We start from the raw sequence: 15771 nt of genomic DNA on the forward strand, positions 1-15771 counted from the left end.
CTCCGGTTTCAGGTTCTGCTTGGTCGCTGAACCGTCTACCGGAGACCTCGCCTACTTTCGATCTCCGACACGCGAAGATCCTCAAACCAGCTCAAGCCCTGGCCCAGACTTCGACACGGGCCCTAGCGTCGTACCGGCTCATGCGCGCACCGCCTCCGTCATCGCATGCCGCGCTTGCGTGACGACCTGCCACAGCTCGGTGAAGCCGGGTGGCAGCAGTCGCCTGCCGTCGCCGCTGGCCTCCAGGCGGCTGACGAGCCGGGCCAGGTCGTCGAGTTGTTGCGGACGGTCAACGAGAGCGTTGAGGAGCAGTTCGAAAATCCCAGTTCCGCTGCTACGCCACGCGCCGGCCCCGCCAGCGTCGCCGCTCACCAGCATGGCGGCATCAGTGCCGAGGCCGAGCATCAGCAGCAGGAATCGCAGGAACTTCTCCGGCGTGTCGATCTGCTGGGCGATGACGTGATCGAGGCGGTGCACGGGATCGCCGACCAGGGCGGCGACAATGACGGCTTGTCCCCGGCCGCTGCTGTCCTCGGCGGAGACGATGACGAACGGGGTGATGTCGACCAGCGCAAGCCCGGCGAACTCTGCGTCGACCGGCTGTCCCGACGCGAGCACGATCGCCTCACCGCGGCGAGTGTGTAGCTGCGAGGTGATCCGTACCCCTTGCACATTGGGCACGGTGTCTTGGGAGGTCACCCGGAGGCGGTAGCTGTCTGCCTCGGGCATGACGGTAGCTAGCATCGGAATTGCCGCGAGGTCGCGGACCAGATTACGGAGACGGTCCGCTTCGGGATCCGGTTCGGCGACGTTCTGGCGTTCGTAGGGTTCGAGGATCTCGCGAAACGCTGCCTTCGGGCCAAGGAGAGCATCGATACCCCACTGGGCGCGGCCACCTACCAGCTCCACCATTAGCTCGACGTTGCCGTCGAACGCCGCACCTGTGGCATTTGCGGAGCCGAGGAGAACCCGCGCCTGATGGCCCTTCTCCACCACGTACACCTTTGCGTGCAGCCCGCTGAGCACCTCCTGGCCCGACGGCGACTCCTCAGTCGGCAAACCGGCCAAGGCGTTCACCACGAACGTCTCAGAACCGGCCAGGCTCTCCTCGGGCAGACAGTCGAAAGTCTCCTGCCGGCTCACCAACGCCAGCTTGCCGCTCGGTGCGCACCGGCCCAGACCCTCGGGCGTGCAGAACGGCGAAATGACCAGGTGACGTGTGCCTGCGAAGTCCGGTAAAGGAGTACGAGGAACTCCTAGCGCATGGAAAAACATCTCCCGAGCGCCGTCGGGGTACTCCCACGCGGCTCGGCGTAGATCCTCGCCCAGCGCCTCGACCGCCGCCTGCCGGTCCGGCGGCAGGGGCGCGACCGTCAGCCGCAGCGTGTGTTGTAGCAGGTCGAACAAGGGCTTGTTGCCCGCCACCCGGCGGGTGCCGGGGTAGCCTTCCAGGCGCAGGCACACGTCCCAGCTGCGGTCCTTAGTCAGGTTGCGACTGAGCACCAACAGCCGCAGCGACGTCTCCCCGGTCGCTTCGTCCTCAAAACGCAGCGCCCACAGCTTTGGGTGGAACAGCCGACCCGGCTTGGGCCGGCGCACCTGGTGCACCATTGGCTCGACAAACGCCAGCAGCGCTGACTTCGTCGGTGGAACCGCGATCTGCCCCGCCTGACAGAACACGTCGATCCTGTCGGCGCACTGCCGTACACCCTCCATCACCGCAATCGGGTCGGTCGTCTCGCGTAAGCCGTGCGCGGCGAAGGCCAGCGGGGCGACCAGCAGACTCTCCAGATCCAGGGTGAAGGTCAACGCCACGGCGCGGGACATCCGCATACCCGGTGGCGGGCGCAAGGCATCGAGCAGCAGCGAACGAGTGTCAGGCGCGAGCATTCGCAGCCTCCGACAGGTCAGCGGCGCAGCCCTCGTGGATGTCGACGAGGATCCGGCGGACTTGAGGCCATCGATACACCAGCGGTCGACTGCCGGAGGCACCACTCCACGTACGCAACAGCTTGTCGTTGATCAACCGTGACTGCCCCTTCTTCACCGCCCGTTCCCGCTCGGCCACGAGATTGCGCAGGCTCTGGTCCGTGGCGGCATCGCTCGCAGTTCCGCTCGTGACCGCGTCAAGCCAGCGGTCGATGAACCGGCGCGCAGCGGCGTTCGTGGCTATTCGGGGGTTCCTCTCGATCAACCGGTCCCACATGCCCGACCGGTCCCAGCCCTTGAGGCCCTGTTCCTCCGACACGCGCTGGTTCCAGCCCGACAACTTGTCTCGATATCGGGCCACCGGCGCCTCACGCTCGGTCAGACCGGTCTCCTCGTACCGCTCCGCCACGAGGAGGTTGTACAGCAACGCCGCGCCGCGGATCGCCAGCGAAAACAAGGCGGCGTCCCGTACCAGCGAGCTGATCGGATCCGGCGCGGCCAGCACCGCCGGCTCCTCCCATGGTGCGTCGCTGTCCCAACCGGGTCGATGTTCGGGCTCAAGGAGGTACGCCAACAATGTGCCGGGCGCCGCAGTGAGGATCCGCTCTCGCAGCCAACGGCCCTCATCCGGCGTTAGCCTCAATCCACCCTCAACCTCGTCTGGAAACTTCGTCGGTCGGGCCGGCAGCGTCGGGTGCCAGATCCCGCTCGCTCGTTCCGTCAGCTCATCGGCGTCGGCCAGTCCGGCCAATCGGCGGTTCGATGCGCCCTCATCGTCACCAGTGCGGATGCCGTACTCGAGCAACGCCGCCGCATAAATGCTCGACGGCAGCGTCTGTACCCCGACACCAGCCCGGCGACCGATCACGCCCTCCGTGTCGTCGCCTCGCAGCAGCGCGGCGATCACCTTTCGTTCGGTGCGGTCCACTTGCGCAGTGAGACGGTCACCGTGCAGTCCACGCCGCTGCGCCTCCTGGTAGCACCACGGCACGATCAGTAGGTACCGCGCCCGGGCCTGCAAAACGGAGGTGCCAGGGAAGAGTAAGTCGCTGAACGCGTCCCGGACCTGGCCGATGCCCAGCTCGTCCCGGCTTTCCGTGTCGCTGAAGAGCTTGAGTAACTCCCGCATTCGGTGTTGATCGTCGCGGGAACTGTCCAGCCAGCTCAGTCCTGAAGCCATGGGTACCCTCCGGTTACGCTGCTGCCAAGTCGAGAAGGCCGGCGAGAGGGTAGGTAGGCAGCGCGATCCATCCCTCGGAACGCGCGGCGACCCGCTGCTCGTCGTCCGGCCTGCTCGCCTTGCCGGTCGCTGCGGCACGGGCAACCAACGACGCGACCACCGAGTCGAACGCATCATGGCTACGCCGGACCAACGCCTCGAACGCTCCAAGCTCCAGCCAGGGCGCGGCCGCACACAATGCGGTGACGAGTTCGGCGTGCTGGGCCTGCTGACGGCGCCCCTTGTAACCGCGATGCGCTAAGCCCCAACGGTTCAAGGCCGCTGCCGGGTACACCTCAACGATCTTGCCGTCGCCGCAACGATCGACATCCTGACCATCGGCGGCCAGCATCGCCAGCAAACCGGCGCAGCGGAAGGCGGCGTGCCCGATGCGGTCTGCAGCCACGCTGAGGGGGATGATTTCGGTCTCCTTGCGTACCACCTCGTCAGTCTGGCGATAGGCCAAGCGACGCCGCCACGGCGCGCCGCCACCGTCATCGACGGTTACATGACTGGCCTGATGGGCCGTAACGAGTGCGACGAATGGCTCTGGCCAACCGAGCGGACAGTCCAACCCGATTTTGTCCCCGCGCCGACTCGCTTCGACGATCCGAGCGTCACTGACGTCAAGGACTACCTCCCGTACCACTGCCCGGCCTGGTAGCCACTCGATCACGGCCATCGCCGTACGTTTGTCTGCGGCTGCGAGGTCAACGCCGAGGGTTAACACTTCACCACTCTAGGAACTGCTGGGGTCGGCGGTCATGATCCGATCGACGGTCGTTGGAAGCCGTTCAGCCGTATATCAGTGCCAGCATGGCCACGAGCCGGGTTCTTCGTTGCTACGGCCTCCGCACGTGGTGGCGGGCGATGGAAATGACGGTTTGTAAGCCCACGCTTCGAGTTTGTCCAGTCCAATGCGTCGGCCGGCGCGCGGAATCACCCCGTGTGCGTGGGGAACAGTCCACCTGAGAAGAAGCGGAGTCGGACGACGATCACTCCGTGCGGGAGCAGCGAGCCCGCATCGCCAACTGCGTCTCCGACGTGGACACCCCGCGTGCTCGGGAGCAGATGTGGGGCGAGCCGGACGACGCCGGAGCGAGGGATCATCCCCGCATGCGCGGGGAACAGGAGATCGTGATGACGGGCTGGACGCGTCCGCCGGGATCACCCCAGCGTGCGCGGCGAGCAGCCGCCGCCGTACACCTTCCCGAAGCCGACCCCCGGATCACCCCCGCGTGCGCGGGGAGCAGGGACTGCCACGTCGAGTCTGAGGCGCGAAAGTAGGATCACCCCGCGTGCGCGGGGAGCAGTCCGGCGGCTCTTCCTCGCCAAGCCCGATCAGCGGATCACCCCCGCGTGCGCGGGGAGCAGAGCCACGCGGCGTTGCTCGTCGGGCGGCCCGGCGGATCACCCCCCGCGCGCGGGGAGCAGCGGGCTCCTCAGGGCTTGCGGCGGACGAGCGGGGGATCACCCCCGCGTGCGCGGGGAGCAGGTCCGGATGGAGGTGGGCCAGGAGCTGGAGCAGGGATCACCCCCGCGTGCGCGGGGAGTAGGACGACCGGGCAGGGCCCGGCGAGGTGGTCGCGGGATCACCCCCGCGTGCGCGGGGAGCAGCGGATCCGGCCCAACTCCCGGTTGATGAGCAGCGGATCACCCCCGCGTGCGCGGGGAGCAGAAAGTCTCCCCGGCGCCCTGTGTGCGGGGTTTTGGATCACCCCCGCGTGCGCGGGGAGCAGTCGCCGAAGGCGCAGGAGTTCGCCCGGTTCATCGGATCACCCCCGCGTGCGCGGGGAGCAGACCGCGTGGTGGACCCGGTTAGCGTGCGCTCGCGGATCACCCCCGCGTGCGCCGGGAGCAGACTTTTCTGCGTTGGTTGCAGAAGACACGGAGTGGATCACCCCCGCGTGCGCGGGGAGCAGGGGGGCCGGCATGGAGCGTGACGAGCAGCCGGGATCACCCCGCGTGCGCGGGGAGCAGCGGCTCTGCACCGGGCGCGTTGGGCCTGCCGTGGGATCACCCCCGCGTGCGCGGGGAGCAGATGCCCGGCCTCGACCCGACCTTGATCAGGAAGGGATCACCCCCGCGTGCGGGGAGCAGGCCCGTCGCCGGGCCTGGCGAAGCGCCCCCGCCGGATCACCCCCGCGTGCGCGGGGAGCAGACGCCGGCGGCGCCCGGATCCTCCGCCGAAACGAGGGATCACCCCCGCGTGCGCGGGGAGCAGATGTCCGCGCAGTCATGGTCGGCGTCGGGGTGGGGATCACCCCCGCGTGCGCGGGGAGCAGGTCAGCACGAACTGGTGTGGGTACTTCCCCGAGGGATCACCCCCGCGTGCGCGGGGAGCAGAGCGACCCGGCGCGGAAGTCCGCCAGCGCAGCGGGATCACCCCCGCGTGCGCGGGGAGCAGCCCGCCGCGTACCTCGATAGCCTCTGCCAGCACGGATCACCCCCGCGTGCGCGGGGAGCAGCTACCGGCCGTGAACGCGGTACGGGCACCAGCGGGATCACCCCCGCGTGCGCGGGGAGCAGGACGCGGCGCGCCCCCTTCGGGTAGCCGTTCCAGGATCACCCCCGCGTGCGCGGGGAGCAGAGGGACCGGCGGCGGGGGTCCGCGCTGGACACCGGATCACCCCCGCGTGCGCGGGGAGCAGCTAGGCCGCTGTGTGAGCGTAACCATCGTGAGGGGATCACCCCCGCGTGCGCGGGGAGCAGTTCAGCTTGGCACGGACACGAGCGGTTGCCTTCGGATCACCCCCGCGTGCGCGGGGAGCAGATGGTGGCGTCGCGGTCCACTGGTGGTCCCCCCCGGATCACCCCCGCGTGCGCGGGGAGCAGGCAGTAGCAGTCGCCCCCGTCGGCCTTCGCGCAGGATCACCCCCGCGTGCGCGGGGAGCAGGGCGACCGGTACGTCGGCGACCTGCGCGTGTGCGGATCACCCCCGCGTGCGCGGGGAGCAGGCCCTGCGCTGGCTGCCGCGTCCTAGAACGTACGGATCACCCCCGCGTGCGCGGGGAGCAGCTGCGGGCACCGGCCGTGAGTCGTTCCGCGATGGGATCACCCCCGCGTGCGCGGGGAGCAGGGGGGATCCGATCAGACGGTCGCCGCGACGGTGGGATCACCCCCGCGTGCGCGGGGAGCAGTCCCGCTTTCGAAGCTTTCAATGACAAGGGTAAGGATCACCCCCGCGTGCGCGGGGAGCAGGCCAGCCCGAGGGCTTTCGCCCGGGCGACCACGGGATCACCCCCGCGTGCGCGGGGAGCAGGCCATCTCGGCGACCAGCGCCGCATAGCCGGAGGGATCACCCCCGCGTGCGCGGGGAGCAGACTTCTTGACCTGCGGCGTTAGAGATCGACTTCGCGGTTTTTGTTCACTAGGTTCCGCAAGATCATCGCACTCGGTCTCGGTTCCGGTCGGTGTAAGGAGGCATGTGGAGGGCAAAGCGAGTTCGGCTACAGCGTAGTTGGTGAGGCTCAGTGGAATGACCAGCGAACACTGCCACTTACCGGCTGAGCAGAGGTGAGGTCACGCGCTCGCGACCGACTAGGCGAAGTCAGTGGGCCCAGAAACGCGAGGTGAGGGATGGAATCGCTCCACGCCAGCACGTTGAGGTTCTGCGTAGGCGGCGGTTACGGAGCCGTCGGTGGAGGCGCTCCAGGCTCAGGTCGGACAGGCGCGGTCGCCGTTTCGATGATCGTCGTGGAGGAGTCGTCCAGGCGGTCATCTACCCGGCAAGCCGAGCAGACCGCTACGAGGTCTGCCACCGTAGCGAGTGGTCGGGTTCGCGCTGCGGCGGAGTGAGCGACGGCACGCTCACTGTTTCGCTGGGTCGATGGAAGGCGGGACGGGAAGTCCTAGCGGGCTGGCTCCTGCTAGATAGGGCACTGGGCGCTCATTGTGGTCTAGCAGTAGTGATTTTTCCTAGGATGCTTTGCAGAAAATGCGGTCCATCACAGAGCTGCTGGACTCAACGTCAGCGCGGACTCTTGACTAACCGCCGTAACCACTTCGGTAACGGATCACGGTCCGCAGCGGAGGAGTGGCTGACATGAGCCGGCAGTGGGCATCATTAGGGGATGCGGTTCTGTCCGCATTGGAGGACGTATAAGACTGTTCTGGCATGGCGTGACAGAATCGTTGTAAAACTGGGGGTCAAGGGGTCGTCGGTTCGAATCCGGCCGTCCCGACAGACAAAAAGCCCTGACCAGCGTAAACGCTGGTCAGGGCTTTAAGTTTGTCTATGGGGTTTTGAACCGCCCCCCGAAAACCCCCCATTTACCGGCGTCGGCGACCAGGTTCGTCATCCCTGCGCACCGTTGGGCAATGCGTTTGTGGGACGTCGCCCGCGGTCGGCCCCCGCCGCGCAGGTCTGGGGCAGCCGCCGAAACCCCCGGCCCCGGGTGCACTGCGACCGCTGCGACACCACGTTGGACGCCGACATCTCCAGCGTCGACGGCGGCGCTCTCGCCGTGGACCGCGGCTGCGGATACCTGTACGAGATCCCACCGGACCTGCTCGCCGACCTGGTGGCGCACGGCCGGTACGCTTCGCGCCCCGCCGACTGCCTGCGGGAGTAACGGACGCGTCGCGATCGGGTTAGGTATCTATAGTTGTCATCGACAAGCGTCGCCATTGATCTCCGACAACTTTTTCGATGCGGACCGCCTCGCTCGTGGCCATCGATCCCAGTCGCGCATTCGCGAGATCTACTGATTGAGGGATATGTTCTGCCCACGGTGGTAGCAGAGACCAAAGGGGTCGTATTCGGGCCCCCCGCCGGACCTTCGCCTCGTAGGAGCTCACTCCGAGGTTCAACCGTGGTATCCCGCGCTGATAGCAAAATTCGAGTGGGGCATGTACGGCTAGCCGCGCGTACTCGCCGACACCGGGCAAGGCTTCGTAGTCGAAGCCGACGCCGCGGAAGCTCAGTTCTCCCGCGGTCTTGTAGAACAGGGAGAAGGCGACTAGCCGATCGGCCAAAAAGCAGCCGAACACGACGGCGTCCTCGTCCAGCATGGCTGCTTGGCGAGCGAGAGAGTCAGCATAGACTTCGCTCGGGCTGTGGTCGCCGTACTTTCGCTGCACGTTGGCCAGCAATGGTGCCAGGTCTCGCCAGCTCTCAGAGAGGCGCAACTCCTCGACTCGTAAGGGGCTCCTGTCAAACCGCGCAGCTTCACGGCGGTAGTGGGACCGTCTGTTGGCCGTCGGTAGGGCTTCCACGTGGTCCTCAACGCTCGAGCCTGCTAGGTCAATGACACAGTCTGCGCGGGCGAGCCGCACGCGGGGCCGGCGAATGCTCCCGTGGAGTAGACTCGCGCGGAGCACTGATTCAGCATCCTCGAACAAAAGATATGGCCACCAGCAATCACGTTCCGGGGTCGCTGTCTCTATGGCGCGAAGCAGCTTGGCCAGCGCGGATTCTACGACATCGGATGGGAAACGCTGGTTGCGGATAAAGCCCGACAGGTAGCCCTGCCGGCCGCCGAGGAGCGCGGGTGGCGAGCGGTGGGATGTGTCGACATCGAACAGAGCGTTGAAATTGTATGCCCTGCTCATCAGGGATAGCGGATTATGCGATGAGACGCCCGCAACCAGGGAGCCGTCGGCATACGCGCCCCAGTAAGTGCCTCGCCCGCGGGCGTCCGAGTCGACATAAGTCAACCAGCGAGGGTTCAGATAGAAGGTTTTGTCGATAGCGAGCTCGCCCCATCCGCATAGATCTGCCGCGCGCTCGGCTTGCGTGATGTTCATCCTCAGTTGCCTTGGGGTTCGACGATGACCGAGACGCCCCTCAGCAACTCGTCGGCTCGTTGGTCGGCCGACGTCTCGTCCGTGGCGGTGACGATGAAGTAGCCGACGCGCGCGCTGTTGCTGTCCGGACTGGCCACCGATGCGCCGATCTCGGTGGTCACCTCGGAGAAGGGCACGTTGACTCCGGTGCAGGGCATGCCCTGCACGGCGAGGAGCCGGCCGCCGCGTGGTGCCAGGGGACGCCTGATGGCCGCGAAGGCACGCCGAGTCGGGGCAAGTTCAACCGGTTGCCCTAGGGCGACCGCCAAGGCCGCTCCGGCCATGTCAATTTCAAGGGCCAGGCTGGTCAGCAACGTGATTCGGCCACCGCCGATCCGTGGAGCGATCTCCAGCACCACCCATGCGCCATCCGGTTTCCGCTTCACCTCGCAATGTGACCAGCTATTGCGTATACCCGTTGCTGCTGCTGCCATCGTCACCTGCTGCAGAACCTGTTGCCTGGCGATCGGATCGAGGTTCGACGGGAGAGTGTGACCCGTTTCGACACGGTAGGCACCAGAGGTGGTCTGCTTCTTGGTGATGCACACGTGCTCGGTCTGGCCGTCCTGCGTCAGCGATTCGACGCTGAACTCCTCCCCGTCGATGTACTCCTGCACCACCACACGGGGGTCGAGGTGGATCCCATACGGTCCACGCTGCAGTCGTACACGTTGGAACGCCGCGGTCAGCTCGTCCAGCCGTTCCACCACGCTGACCCCCGTTGAGCCGGCGTTCTCGGCAGGCTTCACGACAAGCGGAAATGAGAAGGTCTGGCGACGGAGGTGATCATAAACCTCTTCTTCGCCGGTCACCGCAATCGTCGATGGCACAGCAACTCCGGCTACATGCAGCCGCTCGACCATTGTGATCTTGTTTCGAGCTGCCATGGCGAGCGTCGCATCATTTCCGGGAAGACCCAAAGTCGCACAGGCGAGTGCTGCGACCGGGGTGAGGAACTCGTTCACGGTGACGATCGCGTCTACCCTCCGGGAACGCGCGAACGCGACGATGTCTGAGACTGCCGCTTCGTAGGAGGAAAAGTCCACGACAACGGTGCCGGCGACCTCCCTCGGCGTTGTCGCAGACGCTTGGCCGCGCGGTGTAGCCGTGTATACCTCATGCCCCGTGGCGATGGCCGCCTTGAGTAGGTCCTCACGGTCAGGGCCGGACACATCCAGGAGCATAACCCGATTCAATGCGTCTCCCTCATCGTCGTCGTCGCAGCGCCAACACGACTGGTGCGCTAGCCGTGCCGAAGGTTGTAAACGGAGCGGGAAAGTAGCGGAAGAAGCGCCGCCGCGAGAAACAGGATGCCACCGACCAGGGCGACCTGCTCATTGCCGAATATGGCGCCGGCAGGGGCAGCGCACATCATCCCAATGGGAACGGTGACGTACGAAAACAAGTCGTCGTAGGAAGTTACCCTGGACAGGACGTTGTTCGGAACGTGTTCTTGTAGCGAAGTTTCCCAGGCGGGACCGAACATGCCCGAGCCGATTCCAGCCATGAACGCCGCGATGAAGAGCCATAATGCGTTGGCACCGACCCCGAGCGCGATGAGGGGGAGGCACCCCAGCGCGAAGAACAGTTGGCCGGTGCCGAGTAAACGTCTCACCGTCAATCGGTACATCACAAGTCCCATGACCAGCAGGCCTACCGCACGCGCGCTAAGGACCCCACCCCACGAAGCAGCCCCGATGGTGGTGATAGCGATAGCTGGGCCAAGAACAACCCAGATCCCGGTTTTGAGGAGATTGGTAACCGCCAGGGAGGCAACCACGGACCAGACCCAGGGGATACTGCGGAACTCGCTCCACCCTTCGCGTACGTCCGACAGGACGCTGCGGGAACTGCGGGCGATCTCTTCGGTTAGGCGGATGCGGGAGATGAAGAACGCGGCCAGTAGGTAGCTGGCCGAGTCGAGCGCGATCGCCCAACCGCCGCCGACCGTGGCGACCGTGATTCCCGCCGCAGTAGGACCTAAGATCGTTATTGCATTCTTGGACGAGGCGACAAGGGAGTTCGCCCGTCGCATCTGTGCCTTGGCTACCAGTTGGGGAATGATCCCCCGCATGGCGGGCTGAGTGAACGCGGTCAGGGAGCCGTTGAGAAATTCAAGAGCGATGATGAGCATGAGGCTGTACCGGCCCGAGAGCAGCAGGAAAGCGACGACGCCTTGAGTGGAAGCAGCTCCGAGGTTCGACAGCTTAAGGACCGTGCTCCGTGGGAATCTGTCGGCCACAGCACCGCCGACAAGGAGGAATGCCACTAGCGGAATGCTCCGTGCGGCTAACACCCAGCCCAGGTCGTATACGCTGCTCGAATGCTCGAGCACGGAGAATGCCAAGGCTACCGGGGCCATCGCCGTGCCCAAGAGGGAGACGGACGTACCGGTGAAATACCATCTGAAGCCTGAGGTCCACAGTGTGGTCTCGGCATGACCGGTATCCGCCTCCGCAGGCGCGTCCATTCCTTGCTGCTGCAACTCTTTCATCCTTCATGAGGAACAGGAAGTCCGAGGGTCCGGGGTAGTAGACCTCGGCGGGTCAGTGAACCTCTGTCGGGCCCGGCGTGGTCGCCGAGCCCGACAGGCCTCAGGCTCAGTGGTCGTAGCTCATGATTACACCTCCTTTGTGAGGGGAGATTTATCCCCGGGCGCCCTGGGGCGTCTCCGGTGGCATGGGCGTCCGCAAGGGCGCGATAATGTTCAACGCGGCCTATGGCTGTTTGAGAACCGACGGGAGCTGCTGCCCGATTGCTCAGCATCGTGGCTGTAGTCGACACGCTGATCGCCGGCTCACGCCGTACGCCATGGCGACGAAAGGCGAGGACCCTCGGGCGCCCATTTATTTCAAACACGAGCTTGAAGTGAATGGGCGAATCGTAGTCGTTGCCGACTAGCACGGCGCTGTCTACCGACACTTGGGCATGGACGTAGACATCGATCTAGAGCGTAGCCAGCTTCGCCAGAGAAGAGCGCTCGCGGCCTATGGCTGGCGCGCGTAGCTTAGGCGAGCTTCTAAATAATGATCAACCATCACGCACTACCCCCGTGGTGTCATGTCGGCCTAGGTAATTCCTTGATCGCGTGACGACTGCAGATTTGCATCGTTCCGCGACTAGCGTCAAGAGGCACTTCTATGAGAGTGCCTCGGATGTGACCACGTCATGCATAGCAAGGTCGGCCGACGACTGAAAGAGACCACCCTCTGTTAATCGGTGAATCCCTGGGGCCGCCAACCAGCCTGACGCATGTGGCACAGTAACCCGGACGGTTGCCTGGGGCAACCCCCTAGCCAGGCGCGAGGACGTTTCCGCAGATGGGAGACCATTAATCAAGGAGATACAGGCAGTCTCACCGGTAAATTTCTTTCGCCCGCAGCCTGCGTCGTTGACAACGATGTCCAGCCGGTCGTAGCGTCACGTCAGTACCGATCACGGAGTCGGGTCTGGGACAAGCTGTCAATTGACCAGGCTCGGACGCGTCGTTATGTCGCGCACATTGCGCACGGGGAACCCATCAAAAGGGGTGGCAATTTGTCTACAGCCGTGGAATACGACCCTCTGTCTCCAGAAATGCTCGCCAACCCGTATCCTCAGTACGCTCGGTTCCGTAGAACAGCGCCCATCTTCTGGCACGAGGGCATGAAGTCATGGGTGCTCAGCCGGTATCAAGACTGCCGCGACGTGCTGCGCGACAACGACACGTTCGCGCGAGACCGCCGGCGGGTAGGGGCGGAGCTGCCGGAGTTCCTGCAGAACATCCAGACGATTGATCCACCGGACCAAGGACCACTGAAGAGCGTCCTAATGAACGCCCTGCGTTCTCAAGACCTTGACACCGCTGGCGCCCAGGCACGGGAGCAGATCACGGGGATCTTCGCGGACCTCGCGCGGCGTGAGCGCTTCGATTGGATCAAGGAGGTCGCCGCTCCGGTCGCCCTCACGATCACCTCGCACTTGTTCGGAGTGCAGCGCCCCGACCTGCAGTGGTACGTCAAGTTGTCGGACTCCATCGCCCGCCGGATGGATATCGGGCTGCGCCCCGAACGAGCGGCAGTCGGGAACGATGCCCGCACTCAGCTCAACTCGTTAGTCGACCAGTGGTACGCCGCCGAACGACGGCCTGGCGTGTTCGCCACCATCCGGGAGACCGCCGGCCAGCTCCAGGTTCCGCCGCACTACGTGCACAACACCGCAGGTGTGATGTTCAACGCGAGCTACGGGACCCTTTTTGCGACGGTCAGCAACATTGCCCTGACACTGATCGAACGACCTGAAACGCTCAATGCCCTGCGCGGGGCAGACCGCAAACTCCTCGATTCCGCTACTGACGAGCTGATCCGCTTCGAGGGGCCGGCCCAGGGAACTAGTCGCGTCGCTACTGAGCGAACGGTCATCCATGGCACGACGATCGAGCGTGGGCAGATCGTGCTGACCCTGATGGCCTCCGCGAACCGCGACGAGACCGAGTTCACGCGTCCGGATGAGCTGGTGCTGGATCGATCGCCTAACCGGCATCTGTCGTTTGGCTGGGGCGTTCATGGCTGTCTCGGAGCAGCCTTCGGCAGGGTGGCGGTTCGCGAGCTGATTCTATGCTTGACCGAAGCCCCTCGGCTGCGGCTAGCTGGCACACCGGTGCGACGGACGACGGCAACGGTCCGAAGCCTCGATTCATTGCCGGTCTCCTTCACCGCCTGACGCCGTCATCGTCCGGCAGCCTCAGGGGACAACTAGGGCAGTTGCGAGAGGGAGCAGATCGGTAACCCTAGCCCGGGTAGCGGCTCGTTCCCCTACGTGCTGAACTCAAGCTCCTACTGCCGGACCTGCCGCCAAGACTCGGCCATGCCTATCGGCTAGTCGCAACCTTGGTCAAACGCCCTGTCTGCGGCTCGGGTCGTCCGCCCCCGCCTACCCTTGGTGATGGGCGGACGACCTCAGCACGATCAATCGTGGGCGCGTCGGCCGTCTGCGCGATTGCGCGGGCACGGCGGACGTAGCTGCCCGCATGCCGGCTCTTATCCCGCGTTGTGCGCCGCGCGAGTTGAACCAGCCGAAGCGTTCCGGCGGTAAGAATGCGCACGCGACGATGCCACCCGGACGCGATCCGTCGCCGGCTCCCCTTCGATGGCCGGTAGCCACAGGACCCCGAACGGTTGCAGCCCTGCCGGCGGCACGACACGAAGAAGCCCCGGGCCACCAGCGGAGATAGCTCGGAGGTGTGTCGTTGACGGTGAATCGGGGTCGCAGTACCGCCGACGCGGAGGCGGGAGGTGACGTGCTCTCGTGACCGCGTGCAGCTGCCGCCGTTGATCCGGGCAGTAAACGGCAATTCCTCTGCGGTGCAGTATTGGGGGGTATCGGCATTCCGCTCGTTTTCGCTCTCTCAGGGGATGCCGACGCTCAACCTCATGGATTTGACAACCATGGCCGCCGGCAGTGGCGTCTTCGCGACGTGTCTGCGGCAAGCAGCCTCCCGGCAAGCACCCATCGGCCGTCAGCTCACTGATCTGCGACACGTCTCGCTGCGGCGGTGCAGGCGGTACCGAGCGGCACGACCCTCTCGTGAAGCTGGGTCAGGAGCCGGACACATCGCTTGCTAAACCCCCGACGCTGACAGTGAGGAAGTCACAGCTCTCCTGCCAGCAGCCGGTGAGGACAGCCGTGTTGCCCACCTGGCCTACGAGGCCGCACGACGCCGCGACGCCGTCCTCTCGACCTCGGCGCGCCAATGTCCTCACCATCGATGGAACGTCGCTCGTCGAGGCCGCGTATCGAGGACCCCGTCGAGATCGGGATACGTCTCGATCGCCCTGACTCGTCGCGTAGCGTCGTTTCCGGCCGGCAGGTTCGGACCGGACTACCGTGCTGCGGGGGACCAAGCGGGCTGTGCGAGCGGTGAGGCCGAAGGACGGCGCCGCATCCCTGCTCGGCGAGCATCGAGCCTGCTTGCCGGCTCGCGACAGATCCATTCCCACCAGCCTCAGTGGGGTGGCAGTGGTGCGGCCGGGCGTACGGCTGTGAAGTCGGCGTGTTCGTACCGGGTGGCGGAGAGCAGTAGCAGCCACTCGTCACAGCCCTGCCACGGGTATGAATCGGCGGCTCCGCCGCGTACGGTCCGGGGCCCGTCTCCGGTCCGCGGTCGCGCGGTCGACGGTGCGCCGTCGAACCCGGGGATCCACACGTCGGCGCAGAGCTCGTTCGCCGAGCCCATCGCCGCCAGCCCGAACGCGTTCTCGCCGACGGCCGTCCGCGTCTCGTCGCCGAAGTCGTCGAGAAGCTGGTCCTCGTCGGGTTTCCCGTCACCCCGGAACGTCAGCGTGGTGGTGCCGGCCCGGGCCGCGTATTCCCACTGCGCCTCGCTGGGCAGGTCGAACGGCAACAACTCGAGCAGGCACTCCAGGTCGCCTTCGAGCCGAGCCGTGCCGGTGTCCGCCTCGGCGTAGTCGTCTTCGTACTCGGGCAGCCAGTACCGGACCTGCGCCACAGTCAGCGGGTGCCGGGCGAGCAGGAACGACTCGACGTGCACCTCGCGTACCGGTTGTGCGTCCTTAGCGCTGGCAAGGAACGGGTCGATGGTGTCCTCGACACCGCCGCTGCGCTCAATGGCGCGTACCGCATCGAGCTCCGCATCGGACAGCCCCATCCGGAACGCGCCGCCCAGAACCTCGCGAAACACGACCCCCGACGGGATGTGCCGCCACGCCGGTCGCCCGGCCACGACCTCCTCGGTCCACATGGCGGCGAACGCTAGCAGCCAACCCGTCCGGTGATCTCTCCCGATGCCCCGCAGCTCGCGCTCGATCGTGCTGCCGTCACGTACCCCGTAGCAGTTA

9 protein-coding genes and 2 CRISPR repeat arrays are annotated in these 15771 nt (G+C 65.7%); of the genes, 2 read left to right on the top strand and 7 right to left on the bottom strand.

All coding sequences use genetic code 11. The annotated features are described in order from the left end of the window. Positions 1-138: 138 nt before the first annotated feature. Genes DLJ58_RS32220 through DLJ58_RS32230 form a run of 3 tightly spaced genes read right to left on the bottom strand, consistent with a single transcriptional unit; the run spans position 139 to position 3878 of the window. A complete protein-coding gene (locus tag DLJ58_RS32220) occupies positions 139-1890 on the bottom strand; it encodes a phospholipase D family protein (protein ID WP_124862472.1) in 1752 nt (583 codons plus the stop codon). Next, a complete protein-coding gene (locus tag DLJ58_RS32225) occupies positions 1877-3109 on the bottom strand; it encodes a DUF6361 family protein (protein ID WP_124862475.1) in 1233 nt (410 codons plus the stop codon). The genes DLJ58_RS32220 and DLJ58_RS32225 overlap by 14 nt, the downstream gene beginning before the upstream one ends. Positions 3110-3122: 13 nt before the next feature. Next, positions 3123-3878 (bottom strand): DUF429 domain-containing protein, encoded by a 756-nt coding sequence (locus DLJ58_RS32230; protein WP_124862479.1) that lies wholly within the window; start codon positions 3876-3878, stop codon positions 3123-3125. Between the two features lie 737 nt (positions 3879-4615). After that, positions 4616-5190: direct repeats of the CRISPR family, unit length 28 nt; unit sequence GGATCACCCCCGCGTGCGCGGGGAGCAG. Positions 5191-5281: 91 nt separating this feature from the next. Continuing rightward, a CRISPR array of direct repeats spans positions 5282-6471; the repeat unit is 28 nt; unit sequence GGATCACCCCCGCGTGCGCGGGGAGCAG. Between the two features lie 1005 nt (positions 6472-7476). Between DLJ58_RS32230 and DLJ58_RS32235 the strand changes: the two genes are divergently transcribed. After that, positions 7477-7722 (top strand): hypothetical protein, encoded by a 246-nt coding sequence (locus DLJ58_RS32235; protein ID WP_124862482.1) that lies wholly within the window; start codon positions 7477-7479, stop codon positions 7720-7722. 19 nt (positions 7723-7741) lie between these two features. Here DLJ58_RS32235 and DLJ58_RS32240 read toward each other — a convergent pair whose 3' ends face one another. Genes DLJ58_RS32240 through DLJ58_RS32250 form a run of 3 tightly spaced genes read right to left on the bottom strand, consistent with a single transcriptional unit; the run spans position 7742 to position 11429 of the window. After that, positions 7742-8896, bottom strand: coding sequence for a GNAT family N-acetyltransferase (locus DLJ58_RS32240; RefSeq protein WP_124862485.1), 1155 nt, complete (start codon positions 8894-8896; stop codon positions 7742-7744). A gap of 2 nt (positions 8897-8898) precedes the next feature. Next, entirely contained in the window at positions 8899-10119 is a 1221-nt protein-coding gene (locus DLJ58_RS32245; protein WP_124862488.1) for an ATP-grasp domain-containing protein, read from the bottom strand. Between the two features lie 59 nt (positions 10120-10178). Continuing rightward, entirely contained in the window at positions 10179-11429 is a 1251-nt protein-coding gene (locus DLJ58_RS32250) for an MFS transporter (RefSeq protein ID WP_244219217.1), read from the bottom strand. Positions 11430-12622: 1193 nt separating this feature from the next. On the opposite strand from DLJ58_RS32250, the gene DLJ58_RS32255 reads away from it, so the two are divergent. Next, the gene (locus DLJ58_RS32255; RefSeq protein ID WP_208741454.1) at positions 12623-13636 is read left to right on the top strand and encodes a cytochrome P450; all 1014 of its coding nucleotides are present in this window, start codon (positions 12623-12625) and stop codon (positions 13634-13636) included. A gap of 1282 nt (positions 13637-14918) precedes the next feature. Here the strand turns inward: DLJ58_RS32255 and DLJ58_RS32260 are convergent. Beyond that, positions 14919-15674, bottom strand: coding sequence for a formylglycine-generating enzyme family protein (locus tag DLJ58_RS32260; protein ID WP_124862494.1), 756 nt, complete (start codon positions 15672-15674; stop codon positions 14919-14921). Positions 15675-15771: the final 97 nt, after the last annotated feature.

It is taken from the genome of Micromonospora arida (assembly GCF_003857035.1).
Lineage (GTDB): Bacteria > Actinomycetota > Actinomycetes > Mycobacteriales > Micromonosporaceae > Micromonospora > Micromonospora arida.

What these genes read in the sequence shown, in the direction of transcription:
- DLJ58_RS32220 (WP_124862472.1), bottom strand. Translation starts at nt 1,890, where the DNA reads ATGCTCGCGCCTGACACTCGTTCGCTGCTGCTCGATGCCTTGCGCCCG.
- DLJ58_RS32225 (WP_124862475.1), bottom strand. Translation starts at nt 3,109, where the DNA reads ATGGCTTCAGGACTGAGCTGGCTGGACAGTTCCCGCGACGATCAACAC.
- DLJ58_RS32240 (WP_124862485.1), bottom strand. Translation starts at nt 8,896, where the DNA reads ATGAACATCACGCAAGCCGAGCGCGCGGCAGATCTATGCGGATGGGGC.
- DLJ58_RS32245 (WP_124862488.1), bottom strand. Translation starts at nt 10,119, where the DNA reads ATGCTCCTGGATGTGTCCGGCCCTGACCGTGAGGACCTACTCAAGGCG.
- DLJ58_RS32250 (WP_244219217.1), bottom strand. Translation starts at nt 11,429, where the DNA reads ATGAAAGAGTTGCAGCAGCAAGGAATGGACGCGCCTGCGGAGGCGGAT.
- DLJ58_RS32260 (WP_124862494.1), bottom strand. Translation starts at nt 15,674, where the DNA reads ATGTGGACCGAGGAGGTCGTGGCCGGGCGACCGGCGTGGCGGCACATC.